The sequence below is a fragment of the Salmonella sp. JXY0409-18 genome, from assembly GCF_020268625.1.
Lineage (GTDB): Bacteria > Pseudomonadota > Gammaproteobacteria > Enterobacterales > Enterobacteriaceae > Salmonella > Salmonella enterica.
Genome location: NZ_CP084216.1, coordinates 4311539 through 4327945, shown reverse-complemented (window position 1 = coordinate 4327945; position 16407 = coordinate 4311539). Strand labels below are relative to the sequence as shown.

Below are 16407 nucleotides of genomic sequence, written 5' to 3'. Positions count from 1 at the left end.
TTCTCCCCTACAGGTTCAGATTACCAAAAGCGTTTTTCCAGTCTTGCTCAAACCTCTCTATTGCTGACTCTACCGCAGGCGTATTGAGCATTTGTTGCGCTACATCTAAAGGAAGGGTAATCGCCTGGCAACCTGCCAGTAAGCAATCCAGCGCCTGCCGCGGTGTTTTAAAGCTGGCCGCCAGCACCATGCTGTCGGGAGCGTGATGTTCCAGTAGCGTTTGCAGCTCCTGAACCATACGAATGCCATCGCCGCCCTGCGCATCAACGCGGTTGACGTAGGGAGCGACATATTTTGCGCCCGCCAGCGCCGCCAGCAGGCCCTGCGATGCGCTGTAGACGGCGGTGCCCAGCGTCACGATGCCTTCTTTTTTCAGCAATTTAATCGCTGCAAGACCTTCGGCGGTCACCGGAATTTTAACCACAATGCCGGGGATGGCGTTATTCAGCCGTTTGGCTTCTTCCACCATCCCTTTCGCGTCGCGGCTCATGGTCTGCGCAAATAAAGTGCCTTCTTCGCCGATGGCGTTTTGCAGCCTGGGCAGCACATCCCAGATAGATTCTTTGCTGGCTGCCACAATGCTTGGATTGGTGGTGACGCCGGCAATCGGGAAAATGCGCGCCAGACGTTCAACTTCCGCTACGTTAGCGGTATCCAGATAGAGTTCCATAGTCTTTCTCTTCGTGAGTTTTCGTTATGGACAGGATAAAGGAGCGTGTCCCGGATGCGCTATGTGACAAATCTGCCAAAAACTGGACAAATGTGATGCTCTTGGTAAAGTGTGATTTACTTCACAAGTTGGTGATGATTAACGTATAACGTGCTGTTGTATGCCATGTGGGGGAGTGAGGTTTTTGCATTGATATTACAATAATCCAGTAAATGCGCGTTTTATCTACTGTATTCTCTTTATTGGCGTGTGGATTATTTCTCCGTTAGCTGGCTGTGATACTGGCGGCGATACTCCGACGGCGAGCGTTCCGTATTTTTGCGAAACAGGCGGCAGAAATAGTTACTGTCGACAAAGCCGCAGCGGTGCGCCACCTCTTTCACTTTCAGGTCATAGCCCTTCAGCAACGTTTTGGCGTGTTCCAGTCGCGTATGGTTCAGGTATTCGTTAAAGCCGATGGCCCCCGTTTTCTGGAACAGGTGCGAGAGGTAATTTGGCGAGATATAAAACGCCTGTGCTACCGATTCGCGCGTCAACGGCGCGGCGTAGCGTTCATCAATATACTCCCGAATGGCTTCAAAAAGCGCGCGGCTGCGGGAGGCGGTCTGGATTTGGCTGCCGAGCAGATCGCGGCAATGGCTTAGTAGGCTGGCGACAATCAATCTGGCCGTTTGCTGCTCTTGCGGCTGCATCTGCATCTCATTAAGCGTTTGTAACAGGAACGAGCCTATACGCGGGCCGCGGCGCGCAACGTGCTGTTTCGTGAGGTTTTGATGCTGCTGACCATCCCAGTGGACTACGCTGAAACCTAACTGCTGTTTGCCAAACAGAATGCTCAGGGTGGTGACGGGCGTTTGCCACTGCGGGATGTTCCAGCCGCCAGCCGGAACGTAGAGAACATCGCAAGGAATGAGCGGGGCGGTAATGCTCATGTCAGTAAGCTCGCCCTCCAGCACAATCTCCAGCCGCGGAAAATCCACCTGGTACGCCAGTTCCGGCGCTGGGCCGCTGGCGCTGGCAAAATAAATCTGGCGCAGCGGCAGCGGACCGTTGATGAGACGGGAGAGAAGGTGGCTGACGTCGTGATACATGATAATCCCCTGCCGATCGCAAACAGAGGAAACAGTAACGTCGAAAACCGATGTCCTCAAGCGATTATTGCCGGATAGCGGCGCTTTGCGCCTTATCCGGACTACGGGAGAGAAGCACGCCAGGCCCGATAAGCGTTAGCGTTATCGGGCAGCATACAGGCTATTGATTACCGACCTGATCGCCATACGGCAACGTATCATAATCAATCAGCGCGTTTTTCTTATACGGGTTGCCAATCCAGCGCGTGGTCTCTTTGAACTGCGGGTTGGTGATGGAACGTGTCGGGTCGTAACCATCATAGGTCAGGCCCGCTAAGTCCGACCAGGTATGGATAAGCTCGGAACTGCTGTACTTACGATCGACATCCTGTGAGAAGTCGCGCGGATGCGCCGCCTGCCATTTCTCTGAGGTCCACAGCAGGAACGGCACCGTATACATATGACGGGTTGGCGAATCTTCGTTTCGTCCCTGCGTCTTATGCGGCGGCGTGTCATACACTTCTTCACCGTGATCGGAGAAGTAGAGCAGGAAACCGTTCGGATCGGTCGCTTTATAGTCCTTAATCAGGCTGGCGACAACATAGTCGTTATACAGATTCGCGTTGTCGTAATCGTTATACGACTCCAGTTCGTCGCTGCTTAATCCCGGCGGAACATGGTCGGTTTTACCATCAAACTTGCCCTGGTTTTCTGGATAGCGGAACTTGTATTTAATGTGCGTTCCCAGCAGATGCACAATAATGAATTTTTTCGGCGCCGGGTCGGCTAACACCGCTTTAAACGGCGCCAGCACGTTGCTGTCATATTCGCGTGCGCTTTGAGTGCGCTGCTGGTTCATATAGAACTGCTTATCAGTCTGCTTAGAGAACACGGTCAGCATGGTATTACGCGCCGTCATCGTCTGCTGGTTAGTGATCCAGAAGGTTTTATACCCGGCCTGTTTCATCATATTCATCAACGATGGCTTCGTCAGATACCAGTCCGGGTTCTTTTCGTCCGCGAATGTTAGCGCCTGTTGCAGAATCTCAATGGTGTACGGTCGCGAAGTTACCACGTTATTAAACACGGTCAGCCCGGGGTCGGTTTTATGCAGCGCGTCCAGTTCCGGCGTGGTTTCGCGCGGATAACCGTACAGGCTCATACGGCCACGCTGGGTCGATTCGCCAATCACCAGTACCAGCGTGCGCGGCGCATCGCCGGAGTGGTCCTGGAAGTTAGCCAGCGGCGGCAGGGCATCGTTTTCATTCAGCAGTTTATTCAGCGAAGCGAGCTGTAAACGGTACTGATAGTAGCCAGTAATAAATTGCCACGGCGCGGCGGGTTCCATTCGTGACGCCAGGCTATCCAGCGTTTTCTCCATCGACTTATGCTTGATAAAGGTATTCATCGCGATGGGATGGAGGATCAGCCCGTACAGCAGGGCAAACGACACCAGGTAGCGCCAGGGCGATGGAATATAAACCGGGCGCAGACGTGTCCACAGCAGAATCGCCGCTACCGTATAAGCCAGGGCGACAAGAACAATTTTCAGACTGAAATATTGGCTTAAATATTCGCTGGCTTCATTGGCGTTGGTTTCAAACATCACAAACAGCACGCTTTGCGAGAACTCCTGCCCGTAGATTACGTAATAGCTCAGCGCCGCCAGCGAGGCGGCCCAAAGTACGACGCCAATAACGGCAGCAATAATCCGGATGCGGCCTGGAAACAGAAAGACCGGGATCAGCCACAGTGAGCTGTACAGTAGCGAATCCCGCAGACCGTTTGTCCCACTGTATCCGGTGAGATAAATAATGGCCTGCAGGAGGGTGGAAAAGAACCAAAAGTAGAGCAGTGCCCAGCCCAGGGCTTTCCAGCTAAACGCGGGTTTAGTCTGGAGTAATGTGGATTGCATAATGAGAGCCTGTCTTTAATCGTAGCGCCAAACGTAACGCCTGAACCTTAAAAGAATCTGAAGCAAACCTGCTTTATGCCGCACGTTTTGCTAAGAAAGATTTACAAATGCATAAAATGCAGACAGGAATATATTGAAAAAATGACGAGGATGACAGCAGTATTTCATGCCGCCCCCACATAACTGCGTGAGGGCGGCTTTCTTTTGGCGTTAGCCGGTGTTGCGCATACCGGCGGCGACGCCCGCAATCGTGACCATCAACGCCTGTTCGACGCGAGGATCGGGCGATTTGCCCTGCTCTTCAGTCAGACGGGAACGATACAGCAATTCGGCCTGCAACACGTTTAATGGATCGGTATAAACGTTTCTTAACTGAATGGACTCCGCAATCCACGGTAAGTCGGCCATCAGGTGCGAATCGTTGGCAATCGCCAGCACCACTTTAATGTCTTCTTCCAGCAGGTCTCGTAGCTCTTTGCCCAGCGGCCAAAGCGTTTTCGCCACCAGGCGCTGATCGTAATAGTCGGCCAGCCACAGGTCGGCTTTCGAGAACACCATTTCCAGCATCCCAAGACGCGTGGAGAAGAACGGCCAGTCGCGGCACATGGCTTCCAGTTCGCTTTGTTTACCGTCTTCCACCACTTTTTGCAGCGCAGTACCCGCGCCCAGCCAGGCTGGCAGCATCAGGCGGTTTTGCGTCCAGGCGAAGATCCACGGAATCGCGCGCAGCGATTCGACGCCGCCAGTTGGACGACGTTTCGCCGGACGTGAGCCGAGCGGCAATTTGCCCAGCTCTTGCTCCGGCGTCGCGGAGCGGAAGTACGGTACAAAGTCTTTATTTTCGCGCACGTAGCCGCGGTAGGTTTCACAGGAGATGACGGAAAGCTCATCCATAATATGACGCCAGCTGTCTTTCGGTTCCGGCGGCGGCAGCAGGTTTGCTTCCAGAATTGCGCTGGTGTAAAGCGAGAGGCTGCTGACGGTGACTTCCGGCAGGCCGTATTTGAAGCGGATCATCTCGCCCTGCTCGGTCACGCGCAGACCGCCTTTCAGACTGCCTGGCGGTTGCGAAAGCAGCGCCGCGTGGGCTGGCGCGCCGCCACGGCCAATAGAGCCGCCGCGGCCGTGGAAGAGGGTGAGCTCGATGCCAGCTTTTTCACAAGTTTTGATCAGAGCGTCCTGCGCCTGATACTGCGCCCATGACGCGGCCATAACGCCGGCGTCTTTCGCCGAGTCGGAGTAGCCGATCATGACCATCTGCTTACCCTGAATCAGCCCGCGATACCAGTCGATATTCAACAACTGGGTCATCACGTCGTCGGCGTTGTTCAGGTCGTCGAGGGTTTCAAACAGCGGCGCGACCGGCATGGCAAAGCCGATACCTGCCTCTTTCAGCAGCAGATGCACAGCCAGCACATCAGACGGCGTTTTCGCCATTGAAATTACGTAGGCGGCGATCGACCCTTTTGGCGCTTCGGCAATAACCTTGCAGGTTTCAAGCACTTCGCGGGTATCGTTGCTCGGCTCCCAGTTACGCGGCAGCAGCGGACGTTTGGAGTTCAGCTCGCGGATCAGGAAGGCCTGCTTGTCGGCTTCCGACCAGCTTTCGTAGTCGCCAATACCAAGGTAGCGGGTAATTTCGCCCAGCGCTTCGGTATGGCGGGTGCTCTCCTGACGGATATCAATACGCACCAGCGGTACGCCGAAACACTTCACGCGGCGGAGCGTGTCGAGTAACTCGCCGTTGGCGATAATGCCCATGCCGCAGGCCTGTAACGACTGGTAGCAGGCGTACAGAGGTTCCCAGAGCTGCTCGTTTTGCGTCAGCAGGCCATCCGGTTTGGGCAGTTTCTCGCCTTTCAGACGCGCTTCCAGCCAGGACTGGGTCGCCATCAGACGGGCGCGCAATTTTTTCATCAGGTAGCGATACGGCTCAGACGCGCCTTCTTCGCCCACTAACGCCAGCAGCTCCGGCGTGGCGTCGACCATCGACAGTTCTGATACCAGAACATGAATGTCTTTCAGGAACAGATCGGTGGCTTTCCAGCGGCTTAACAAGAGCACGTGGCGGGTGATATCCGCCGTCACGTTCGGGTTGCCGTCACGGTCGCCGCCCATCCAGGAGGTAAAACGTACCGGCACAAAATCCACCGGCAATTTGTAGCCGAGATTTTCTTCCAGCTGTTCGTTCAGTTCACGCAGATAGTTAGGTACGCCCTGCCACAGGCTGTTCTCAACCACGGCGAAGCCCCATTTGGCTTCATCCACCGGGCTTGGGCGCTGCTTGCGGATCTCATCCGTATGCCAGGATTGGGCAATCAACTGGCGCAGGCGACGCATTACCTGGTGGCGTTCGTAGTCGGCGATATCGGTATTATCAAGCTGTTTCAGACAGTTATTGATTTCACCCATCTTGTGAATAAGCGTACGGCGGGTAATTTCTGTCGGATGGGCGGTTAACACCAACTCCAGAGACAGCGACTCTACCGCTTTTTTGATGGTTGCGTCGTTGAGGTCCGGTTGGTTTTTCAGTTTGCGCAGAGTGCGGGCAATCACTTCCGGGTTGCTGGCGGCTTCGCCTTTTGGCGAAATGCTGTGGTATTGCTCGGCAGTATTGGCCAGGTTCAGGAACTGACTAAACGCGCGCGCAACTGGCAGCAGCTCGTCATTAGACAAGTTTTGTAGCGTGGTGAGCAGCTCCTGGCGATTAGCTTCATTGCCGGCGCGTGAAGATTTGGATAGCTTACGGATTGTTTCTACGCGATCAAGAATGTGTTCTCCCAGCGCATCCTTGATGGTTTCTCCCAGCACCTTGCCGAGCATACTGACATTACTACGCAACGCGGAATATTGTTCGTTCATATGATCCCAGACACCCCATCTCTGTTGTAATTGTCCTGCATCTTTCACGCTGCGGCGGCGTTGGCTGCGCTCTCCCACCCAGGTCACTTACTTATGTAAGCTCCCTGGGATGTGCTCGTTTGCCGTCTTGCCGCAACGCGAAATCTTTCGGACCAAGCTTTTTCACATCACTTCTCATCTTTATAAAGCCACGTAAAACCCGTGGCGTCAATTACTGCGAAATCGGTTCAGCAAACGAAAAAATGGCGGTAATTTATTAAAGTTAATTCGCATCGTGCCAAATAAGAAATGCTTATGAACATGTGGCGTAGAGATGCCGGATGGCGCTGCGCTTATCCGGCCTACAAGACGGGGGAGGCCCGGTAAACATCGTGTCACCGGGCAATATGCATTAATGCCAGCAAAAATGGTGTACTACCTGGGTAATCAATTCCCGGGTTGGCTTAATAAAACGCGTTTCGAGATATTCATCCGGCTGATGCGCCTGATTAATTGAGCCCGGACCAAGCACCAGCGTTGGGCATAATGTCTGCATAAACGGCGCTTCAGTACAGTAGTTCACCACGTCGGTTTTTGTTCCCAACAGTTTTTCTACTACTTCAACCAGTTGGTGGTCCGGTGGACACTCGTAACCTGGAATCGGCGGATGTAATTCCGCCACCGTCAGGCGGCCCGGCCAGCGTTCGCTTACCGGGGCCAGCGCGTCGTTAAGCAGTCCATTAAGGTCGTTTAACGTCATGCCCGGCAGTGGACGAATATCCATATGCAATTCGCAGCAGGCGCAGATACGGTTTGAGGCATCGCCGCCGTGGATATGGCCCAGATTCAGCGTTGGATACGGAACGGTAAACGCCTCGTAGTGATACCGCGCTTTCAGCGAGTCACGCAGTTGCATGATATGGCCAATCGCATCGTGCATCAGTTCAATGGCGTTAACCCCACGCGCCGGGTCGCTGGAATGACCGGACTGCCCCAGGACGCGAACGACATTAGAGATATGCCCTTTGTGCGCGCGTATCGGTTGCAACGACGTCGGTTCGCCAATGATCGCGCAGTCCGGACGTAATGCCGTGGTTTCGGAAAAATAACGCGCCCCCGCCATGCTGGTCTCTTCATCGGCGGTCGCCAGAATGTAGAGCGGCTTTTTCAACTTTGTGACGTCAACGTCACGTAGCGCGTCCAGAATAAAAGCGAAGAAGCCTTTCATATCCGCAGTGCCCAGACCATAGAGCTTATTGTCGTGCTCGGTCAGCGTGAACGGGTCGCGCGTCCAGCGTCCGTCATCAAAGGGAACCGTGTCGGTATGGCCGGTCAGCAGCAAACCGCCCGCGCCATGTCCGGTGCTGGCGAGCATATTAAATTTGTTTCGCGTCCCTGGAACCGGTTGAACCTCTACGTTGAAACCAAGATCGCTGAACCAGCCTGCAAGCAAAGTGATTAAAGACGCATTACTTTGATCCAGGGATTCTTCGGTTGCGCTTATCGACGGTGTGGCAATCAAAGCGCGGTAAATCTCGATAAATGGCGGTAAAACGTTTTTCATTGTTGACACACCTCAGGTCATGATAGTATCAATATTCATGCATTAATTATGAATAAAAATACATTAACGTTGAGCATAAAGGAACCCGATGTTGAATACGCTGATTGTAGGCGCTAGCGGTTATGCGGGCGCAGAGCTTGTAAGCTACGTAAATCGCCACCCACATATGACCATAACCGCTTTGACCGTCTCAGCGCAAAGCAATGATGCAGGAAAGTTAATTTCTGATTTACATCCGCAGTTAAAAGGGATTGTCGACCTGCCATTGCAACCGATGTCGGATGTACGTGATTTTAGTGCAGATGTTGATGTGGTGTTCCTGGCGACAGCGCATGAAGTGAGCCACGATCTGGCGCCGCAATTTTTACAGGCCGGATGCGTCGTATTCGATCTTTCCGGCGCGTTTCGGGTAAACGATCGCGCCTTCTATGAAAAGTACTACGGATTTACTCATCAGTATCCTGAGCTGCTGGAGCAGGCGGTGTACGGTCTGGCGGAGTGGAATGCCGATAAACTGAACACGGCGAATCTGATTGCGGTTCCTGGTTGCTATCCAACCGCAGCGCAGTTGTCGCTAAAACCGCTGATTGACGGCGGTCTTTTGGATCTGACGCAGTGGCCGGTAATTAATGCCACCAGCGGGGTGAGCGGCGCGGGGCGCAAGGCGGCAATATCGAACAGTTTCTGTGAAGTGAGTTTGCAACCGTATGGCGTGTTTACGCATCGTCATCAGCCGGAAATCGCCGCCCATCTGGGCGCGGAGGTCATCTTCACCCCGCATCTGGGGAATTTCCCGCGCGGGATTCTGGAAACCATTACCTGCCGCCTGAAAGCGGGAGTAACCCATGCGCAGGTCGCCGACGTGTTGCAAAAAGCCTATGGCGACAAACCGCTGGTGCGCCTGTATGACAAAGGCGTTCCGGCGTTAAAGAACGTCGTCGGGCTGCCGTTCTGCGATATTGGTTTTGCCGTCCAGGGCGAACATCTGATTGTGGTGGCAACCGAAGACAACTTGTTGAAAGGCGCAGCGGCGCAGGCGGTGCAGTGCGCTAATATTCGTTTTGGCTTCGCTGAAACGCAGTCTCTTATTTAAGGGTGAAATGATGAATCCATTAATTATCAAGCTGGGTGGCGTATTACTGGATAGCGAAGAGGCTCTGGAACGTCTTTTTACCGCGCTGGTCAACTATCGTGAGTCCCATCAGCGTCCGCTGGTGATTGTTCACGGCGGCGGTTGCGTGGTGGATGAGCTGATGAAAGGGCTTAATTTGCCAGTGAAAAAGAAAGACGGCCTGCGCGTGACGCCTGCCGATCAGATTGGCATCATTACCGGCGCGCTGGCGGGAACCGCTAACAAAACTCTGCTGGCCTGGGCGAAGAAACACCATATCGCCTCTGTTGGTCTGTTTCTGGGCGATGGCGACAGCGTAAAAGTGACCCAACTCGATGAAGCTTTAGGCCACGTCGGGCTGGCACAGCCGGGGTCGCCGAAGCTGATTAACATGCTGCTGGAAAATGGCTTTCTGCCGGTGGTCAGCTCCATTGGCGTAACAGACGACGGCCAACTGATGAACGTCAACGCCGATCAGGCGGCAACCGCGCTGGCGGCGACGCTGGGGGCCGATCTGATCCTGCTTTCTGACGTGAGCGGTATTCTGGACGGCAAAGGCCAGCGTATCGCCGAAATGACGGCGTCCAAAGCCGAGCAGCTTATCGACCAGGGCATTATTACCGACGGGATGATTGTGAAAGTGAATGCGGCTCTCGATGCTGCGCGGGCGCTGGGTCGCCCGGTGGATATCGCTTCCTGGCGTCATGCGGAGCAACTGCCGGCGCTGTTTAACGGCACGCCGATTGGCACGCGTATTCTGGCTTAACTATTTGTTCGCCCGATGGCGGCTGCGCCTTATCGGGCCTACGTGAACAGAAATTATAGGCCGGATAAGCGTAGCGCCATCCGGCAGTGAAATTTGAAGAATTTAAGGAAGTCTATTATGGCACTTTGGGGTGGGCGTTTTACACAGGCGGCAGACCAGCGGTTTAAACAATTCAATGATTCGTTGCGCTTCGATTACCGTCTGGCGGAGCAGGATATTGTCGGTTCTGTGGCCTGGTCCAAAGCATTGGTCACGGTAGGCGTACTGACTGCCGATGAGCAACGACAGTTGGAAGAAGCGCTGAACGTGCTGCTGGAGGAGGTTCGCGCGAATCCGCAGCAAATCCTGCAAAGCGATGCGGAAGATATCCATAGCTGGGTGGAAGGTAAGCTCATCGACAAAGTGGGTCAGTTGGGTAAAAAGCTGCACACCGGACGCAGCCGTAACGATCAGGTGGCGACAGACCTGAAACTGTGGTGCAAAGAGACGGTGAGGGAACTGCTTACCGCTAACCGCCAGCTACAGAGCGCGCTGGTGGAAACCGCGCAGGCGAACCAGGACGCGGTAATGCCGGGATATACCCATCTGCAACGCGCGCAGCCGGTGACTTTCGCCCACTGGTGTCTCGCGTATGTCGAAATGCTGGCGCGCGATGAAAGCCGCCTGCAGGACACGCTTAAACGTCTGGACGTGAGTCCGCTAGGTTGCGGCGCGTTGGCGGGAACGGCCTATGAAATTGACCGTGAACAATTGGCAGGCTGGCTGGGCTTTACGTCTGCGACCCGCAACAGCCTGGACAGCGTGTCTGATCGTGACCACGTACTGGAACTGCTTTCTGATGCGGCTATCGGCATGGTGCATCTGTCACGCTTCGCGGAGGATCTGATTTTCTTTAATTCTGGTGAAGCGGGTTTTGTAGAGCTTTCTGACCGCGTGACTTCCGGTTCATCGTTAATGCCGCAGAAGAAAAACCCGGACGCGCTGGAGCTGATTCGCGGTAAGTGCGGTCGCGTACAAGGGGCGCTAACCGGCATGATGATGACCTTAAAAGGTCTGCCGCTGGCGTATAACAAAGATATGCAGGAAGACAAAGAAGGGCTGTTCGATGCGCTCGATACCTGGCTTGACTGCCTGCATATGGCGGCGTTGGTGCTGGACGGTATTCAGGTGAAACGCCTACGTTGTCAGGACGCGGCGCAACAGGGGTATGCCAACGCCACGGAGCTGGCGGATTACCTGGTCGCGAAAGGCGTGCCGTTCCGCGAAGCGCACCATATTGTCGGCGAAGCGGTGGTAGAAGCTATTCGCCAGGGTAAGCCGCTGGAAGCGTTGCCGCTGGCCGATTTACAGAAATTCAGCCGCGTGATTGGCGACGATGTGTATCCGATATTGTCTTTGCAGTCGTGTCTGGATAAACGGGCGGCAAAAGGCGGCGTTTCTCCGCAGCAGGTGGCGCAGGCCATCGACGATGCCAGGGCGCGCCTCGCGTTGTAGGCCTTATAAGCGTAGCGCTATCAGGTAATACTGCCCGGCCGAGCATCAGCGACGCCGGGCTTTTTTACGCAAAAAAAAGCGGACCAGAGGTCCGCAAAAGTTCACGTTGGCTTTAGTTATTTCGGGTTCGAGAGATACCCTCTGAACGGGCGGTGTCTTCAAGGGTTAAACGAGAAACCGCTCCGTTCTGTGATGTATTATTAATCAGAAAGGTTGATAGGGATAATCGTTCATTGCTATGCTACCTATCGCCATGAACTATCGTGGCGACGGAGGATGAATAATGAATATTCGTGATCTTGAATATCTGGTGGCGTTAGCCGAACATCGCCATTTCCGGCGAGCGGCGGACTCCTGTCACGTCAGCCAGCCAACCCTTAGTGGGCAAATACGTAAGCTGGAAGATGAGCTGGGCGTTATGCTGCTGGAGCGTACGAGCCGTAAGGTGCTGTTTACCCAGGCGGGCTTACTGCTGGTGGATCAGGCGCGTACCGTACTGCGTGAGGTCAAGGTGCTCAAGGAGATGGCAAGCCAACAAGGCGAGACGATGTCCGGCCCGCTGCATATTGGTTTAATCCCAACGATTGGTCCCTATTTGCTGCCGCTTATCATTCCAATGTTGCACCAGACTTTCCCGAAGCTGGAAATGTATCTGCATGAGGCGCAAACGCATCAGTTGTTAGCGCAACTCGATAGCGGCAAGCTTGACTGCGCTATTCTGGCGCTGGTGAAAGAGAGCGAGGCGTTTATCGAAGTGCCGCTGTTTGATGAGCCCATGATGCTGGCTATTTATGAGGATCATCCGTGGGCGAATCGCGATCGCGTGCCGATGTCCGACCTGGCGGGCGAGAAATTGCTGATGCTGGAAGATGGCCACTGTCTGCGCGATCAGGCGATGGGGTTCTGTTTTGAAGCGGGAGCGGATGAAGATACCCATTTCCGGGCGACCAGTCTGGAAACGCTGCGCAACATGGTGGCGGCGGGCAGTGGTATTACACTACTCCCCGCGCTGGCCGTACCGCAGGAGCGTAAGCGCGACGGCGTGGTTTATCTGCCATGCATTAAGCCGGAGCCGCGTCGTACCGTGGGGCTGGTTTATCGCCCGGGATCGCCGCTGCGTAGCCGTTATGAGCAACTGGCAGAGGCCATCCGTGGCGCAATGGATGGCCATTTCGACAAGGCGTTAAAACAGGCGGTTTAAGCCGTTCAACGCCGCAACCCGATAAGCTTCCGCCATGGTTGGGTAGTTAAAGGTGGTGTTAACGAAGTATTCAATGGTGTTACCGCCACCTTTCTGCTCCATGATCGCCTGGCCGATATGAATAATTTCGGCGGCGCGTTCGCCAAAGCAGTGAATCCCCAGAATTTCTTTGGTTTCGCGGTGGAAGAGAATTTTTAGCGTGCCGACGTTCATGCCGACGATTTGCGCTCGCGCCAGATGCTTAAACTGCGCGCGGCCCACTTCGTAAGGCACTTTCATTGCCGTTAACTGCTGCTCGGTTTTGCCGACAGAACTGATTTCCGGAATGGTATAAATCCCGGTGGGGATATCTTCGATAAGATGCGCGGTCGCTTCGCCTTTCACCAGCGCCTGCGCTGCAATACGCCCCTGATCGTAGGCGGCGGAGGCCAGACTGGGATAGCCAATCACGTCGCCCACCGCATAGACGTGCGGCAGGGCGGTCTGGTACATACTGTTGACTTTGAGCTGTCCACGGCTGTCTGTTTCCAGACCAATATTCTCCAGCGCCAGCGAATCGGTGTTACCGGTACGGCCATTAGCATAGAGCAGGCAGTCAGCCTTCAGTTTTTTACCGGATTTCAGGTGCATGATGACGCCATCATCGCAGCCTTCGATTTTCTCATACTCTTCATTGTGGCGAATAACCACGCCGCTATTCCAGAAATGGTAAGAGAGAGAGTCGGACATCTCCTGATCGAGAAAGGCCAGCAGGCGATCGCGGGTGTTGATCAGATCCACTTTCACATCCATACCGCGGAAGATGGACGCATATTCGCAGCCGATAACGCCGGCGCCGTAAATAATAACGTGGCGCGGTTCATGGTGGAGACTCAGGATTGAGTCGCTGTCATAAATGCGCGGATGCGAGAAATCCACATCATTGGGATGGTAAGGACGCGAACCACAGGCAATAACAAATTTTTCTGCCGTCAGGGTTTCAACCGTGCCGTCATGGCATTCCAGCGCCAGGGTATGTTCGTCAATAAAATGGGCGTTGCCCTGCAAGATTTCACAGTGGTTACGCTCATAAAACCCCTGACGCATACGCGTTTGTTGATTAATCACGTTATCGGCATGATTAAGGATATCGGCGAAAGAAGATCGAAGGAGACGGGAGTGGTCGCTATAGAGCGGGTTTTGATTAAATTCAATAATGCGGCTGACGGCGTGGCGAAGGGCTTTGGATGGAATGGTGCCCCAGTGGGTACATCCGCCGCCAACGTTATGATAACGCTCAATCACCGCGACGCGTGCTCCTTGCTTAACCAGACCCATTGCAGCGCCTTCACCGCCGGGGCCTGACCCTATGACGACTGCATCATAATCCCAGGAATGTGGCATGGTATTACTCACCTGTTTTTATACATAAAATAAACACGATGATAACATTTGCCCAGCTTTAACCCAATTATCGTTGTGCTTTTTTGCGAAGCCGGAGCACAAACTGTCTGTAAACAATCATTCACAATCCAGTGTGAACCCGTTACTTTTATTCTCTGGTATAGTGCCGAATAAGGCATATGGAAGGATTCAGACATTGTGATGGGTGTTAGAGCGCAACAAAAAGAAAAAACCCGGCGTTCGCTGGTGGAAGCCGCATTCAGCCAACTGAGCGCTGAGCGGAGTTTCGCCAGCCTGAGTTTGCGTGAGGTGGCGCGTGAAGCGGGCATTGCGCCAACGTCGTTTTACCGTCATTTTCGCGATGTCGATGAACTCGGTCTGACGATGGTGGATGAAAGCGGTCTGATGCTGCGTCAGTTGATGCGTCAGGCGCGACAGCGCATCGCGAAAGGCGGCAGCGTCATTCGCACGTCGGTCTCCACATTTATGGAGTTTATCGGCAACAACCCCAACGCCTTCCGTCTGTTGTTGCGCGAGCGTTCCGGCACTTCAGCGGCGTTTCGTGCCGCCGTCGCGCGGGAGATTCAGCATTTTATTGCGGAACTTGCCGACTATCTGGAACTCGAAAACCATATGCCGCGCGCGTTTACTGAAGCCCAGGCCGAAGCGATGGTGACTATTGTTTTTAGCGCGGGCGCAGAGGCGTTGGACATCGGCGCTGAACAGCGTCGGCAATTAGAAGAGCGGCTGGTATTGCAACTGCGCATGATTGCGAAAGGGGCGTATTACTGGTATCGCCGTGAGCAAGAGAAAATAGCACATCATTCCGAATAACGTGAAGGACGAGTAATGAAACAGTCAGGTCAAGATAAAGGTACGCTGTTGCTGGCGCTCATCGCTGGCTTATCGATTAACGGCACATTCGCGGCGCTGTTTAGCGCTATTGTGCCGTTCTCCGTATTCCCGGTTATCTCGCTGGTGCTGACGGTATATTGCCTGCATCAGCGCTACCAAAATCGTACTATGCCGGTAGGTTTGCCGGGGTTGGCCGCCGCTTGTTTCATTCTTGGCGTTTTACTGTATAGCACCGTCGTGCGTGCAGAATATCCGGATATTGGCTCTAATTTCTTCCCGGCGGTGCTGTCGGTGATTCTGGTATTCTGGATTGGCTTTAAACTGCGTAACCGCAAGCAGGACACCGCGGAATAGTGTGCGAATGCCGGATGGCGGTATAACCGGCCATCCGACGTACATTTTACCTTGCGGTGAGTAATACCCCGCATTCCATATGATGCGTATACGGGAACTGATCGAATAGCGCCAGGCGAGACACCGTGTGCGTCTGGCTTAACGTTTCCAGGTTTTTGCACAACGTTTCCGGATTGCAGGAAATGTACAGAATACGTGGATAAGCCTGCACCATTTTTTCCGTTTCGCTGTCCAGACCGCTGCGCGGCGGATCGACAAAAATGGTTTCGCACTGATAGCGCTTCAGGTCGATCCCCTGCAGGCGGTTAAACTCACGAACGCCATTCATCGCCTGGGTAAACTCTTCCGCCGCCATGCGAATAATTTGTACATTATCAATATGATTAGCGGCAATATTGTACTGTGCGGCAGCGACGGACGGTTTGGCGATTTCGGTTGCCAGCACGCGGTCAAAATTGCGCGCCAGCGCTAAAGAAAAATTGCCGTTGCCGCAATACAACTCAAGCAGATCGCCTTTTGAGTCTTTCGTCACCTCCAGCGCCCACTCTAACATCTGAATATTCATGGCGGCGTTTGGCTGCGTAAAGCTGTTTTCGACCTGGCGGTAGATCATCTCTTTACCTGCCACAGGCAGACGCTCATCAATATAATCCTGATCCAATTCGATTTTAGTTTTAGTGGCCCGGCCAATCAGGTGTACGTTCAGACCTTGCGCGCGTAAAGCATCGCGTAACGCAGTGGCGGCTTCACGCCACTCTTCGTCCAGCTTCTTATGGTACAGCAACGACACTACCGCCTGGTTGCTCAAGGTCGTGAGATAATCGATCTGGAACAGCTTATGCCGCAGTGCATGATTATCGCGCACGCCGGCAATCATCGCCTTCATTAAGGTATTAATCAGTTGGCTGGCCGCCGGGAAGGTGTCAACGCGAATCCGGCTTTTGGTCTGCTGATCAAACATAATGTGGTACAGGTCATCGCCGTCATGCCACAGGCGAAATTCCGCACGCATACGATAGTGACTGACCGGCGAGCGAAATACTTCCGGAACCAGGCCAGAAAACGGCGCCATCATACTCTGCAAGCGCGCCACTTTTTCGGCCAGCTGCGCCTCATACTGTTCTGTCGGAAGATGTTCGGGGGTCATATCGCATCCTGAATAATAAAAGTACGCGGGGATTGT

Annotated in this window: 13 protein-coding genes; 6 read left to right on the top strand and 7 right to left on the bottom strand. The window is 54.0% G+C overall.

Going from position 1 to position 16407, the window contains the following annotated elements; genetic code table 11:
- Positions 1-7: 7 nt before the first annotated feature.
- The 5 genes from fsa to argE form a co-directional block, all read right to left on the bottom strand.
- Positions 8-670, bottom strand: coding sequence for a fructose-6-phosphate aldolase (fsa, locus tag LDB27_RS20985; protein WP_023231233.1), 663 nt, complete (start codon positions 668-670; stop codon positions 8-10).
- Positions 671-924: 254 nt separating this feature from the next.
- Positions 925-1761, bottom strand: a complete 837-nt coding sequence (locus LDB27_RS20980; protein WP_000274595.1) for a helix-turn-helix transcriptional regulator — start codon at positions 1759-1761, stop codon at positions 925-927.
- 160 nt (positions 1762-1921) lie between these two features.
- The gene (locus LDB27_RS20975) at positions 1922-3655 is read right to left on the bottom strand and encodes a phosphoethanolamine transferase CptA (protein WP_225519896.1); all 1734 of its coding nucleotides are present in this window, start codon (positions 3653-3655) and stop codon (positions 1922-1924) included.
- 210 nt (positions 3656-3865) lie between these two features.
- A complete protein-coding gene (gene ppc / locus LDB27_RS20970) occupies positions 3866-6517 on the bottom strand; it encodes a phosphoenolpyruvate carboxylase (protein WP_001005549.1) in 2652 nt (883 codons plus the stop codon).
- 391 nt (positions 6518-6908) lie between these two features.
- Positions 6909-8060: an acetylornithine deacetylase gene (gene argE, locus LDB27_RS20965; RefSeq protein ID WP_000800208.1), complete on the bottom strand. Its 1152-nt coding sequence runs from the start codon at positions 8058-8060 to the stop codon at positions 6909-6911.
- 88 nt (positions 8061-8148) lie between these two features.
- Here argE and argC point away from each other — a divergent pair, with 88 nt between their 5' ends.
- The 4 genes from argC (at position 8149) to oxyR (ending at position 12632) form a co-directional block, all read left to right on the top strand.
- Complete coding sequence (gene argC, locus LDB27_RS20960; RefSeq protein ID WP_000935332.1) at positions 8149-9153, top strand: N-acetyl-gamma-glutamyl-phosphate reductase; 1005 nt, start codon at positions 8149-8151, stop codon at positions 9151-9153.
- A 7-nt stretch (positions 9154-9160) separates the two neighbouring features.
- The gene (gene argB / locus LDB27_RS20955; RefSeq protein WP_086776771.1) at positions 9161-9937 is read left to right on the top strand and encodes an acetylglutamate kinase; all 777 of its coding nucleotides are present in this window, start codon (positions 9161-9163) and stop codon (positions 9935-9937) included.
- Between the two features lie 117 nt (positions 9938-10054).
- Complete coding sequence (argH, locus tag LDB27_RS20950) at positions 10055-11431, top strand: argininosuccinate lyase (protein WP_001230050.1); 1377 nt, start codon at positions 10055-10057, stop codon at positions 11429-11431.
- A gap of 283 nt (positions 11432-11714) precedes the next feature.
- Entirely contained in the window at positions 11715-12632 is a 918-nt protein-coding gene (gene oxyR / locus LDB27_RS20945; RefSeq protein ID WP_001025919.1) for a DNA-binding transcriptional regulator OxyR, read from the top strand.
- On the opposite strand, the gene sthA is transcribed toward oxyR, so the two are convergent.
- Positions 12615-14015 carry a Si-specific NAD(P)(+) transhydrogenase gene (gene sthA / locus LDB27_RS20940; protein ID WP_001120789.1) on the bottom strand — a complete coding sequence of 467 codons (1401 nt, stop codon included), beginning with the start codon at positions 14013-14015 and terminating at the stop codon, positions 12615-12617. The genes oxyR and sthA overlap by 18 nt on opposite strands.
- A gap of 198 nt (positions 14016-14213) precedes the next feature.
- On the opposite strand from sthA, the gene fabR reads away from it, so the two are divergent.
- Both fabR and LDB27_RS20930 read left to right on the top strand, forming a co-directional pair.
- Positions 14214-14849, top strand: coding sequence for an HTH-type transcriptional repressor FabR (gene fabR / locus LDB27_RS20935; protein ID WP_000971958.1), 636 nt, complete (start codon positions 14214-14216; stop codon positions 14847-14849).
- Between the two features lie 15 nt (positions 14850-14864).
- Positions 14865-15224 (top strand): YijD family membrane protein, encoded by a 360-nt coding sequence (locus LDB27_RS20930; protein WP_000813838.1) that lies wholly within the window; start codon positions 14865-14867, stop codon positions 15222-15224.
- A gap of 46 nt (positions 15225-15270) precedes the next feature.
- Here the strand turns inward: LDB27_RS20930 and trmA are convergent, their stop codons facing one another.
- On the bottom strand, positions 15271-16371 hold the full coding sequence (trmA, locus tag LDB27_RS20925; protein WP_000186979.1) for a tRNA (uridine(54)-C5)-methyltransferase TrmA: 1101 nt from the start codon (positions 16369-16371) through the stop codon (positions 15271-15273).
- Positions 16372-16407 lie beyond the last annotated feature (36 nt).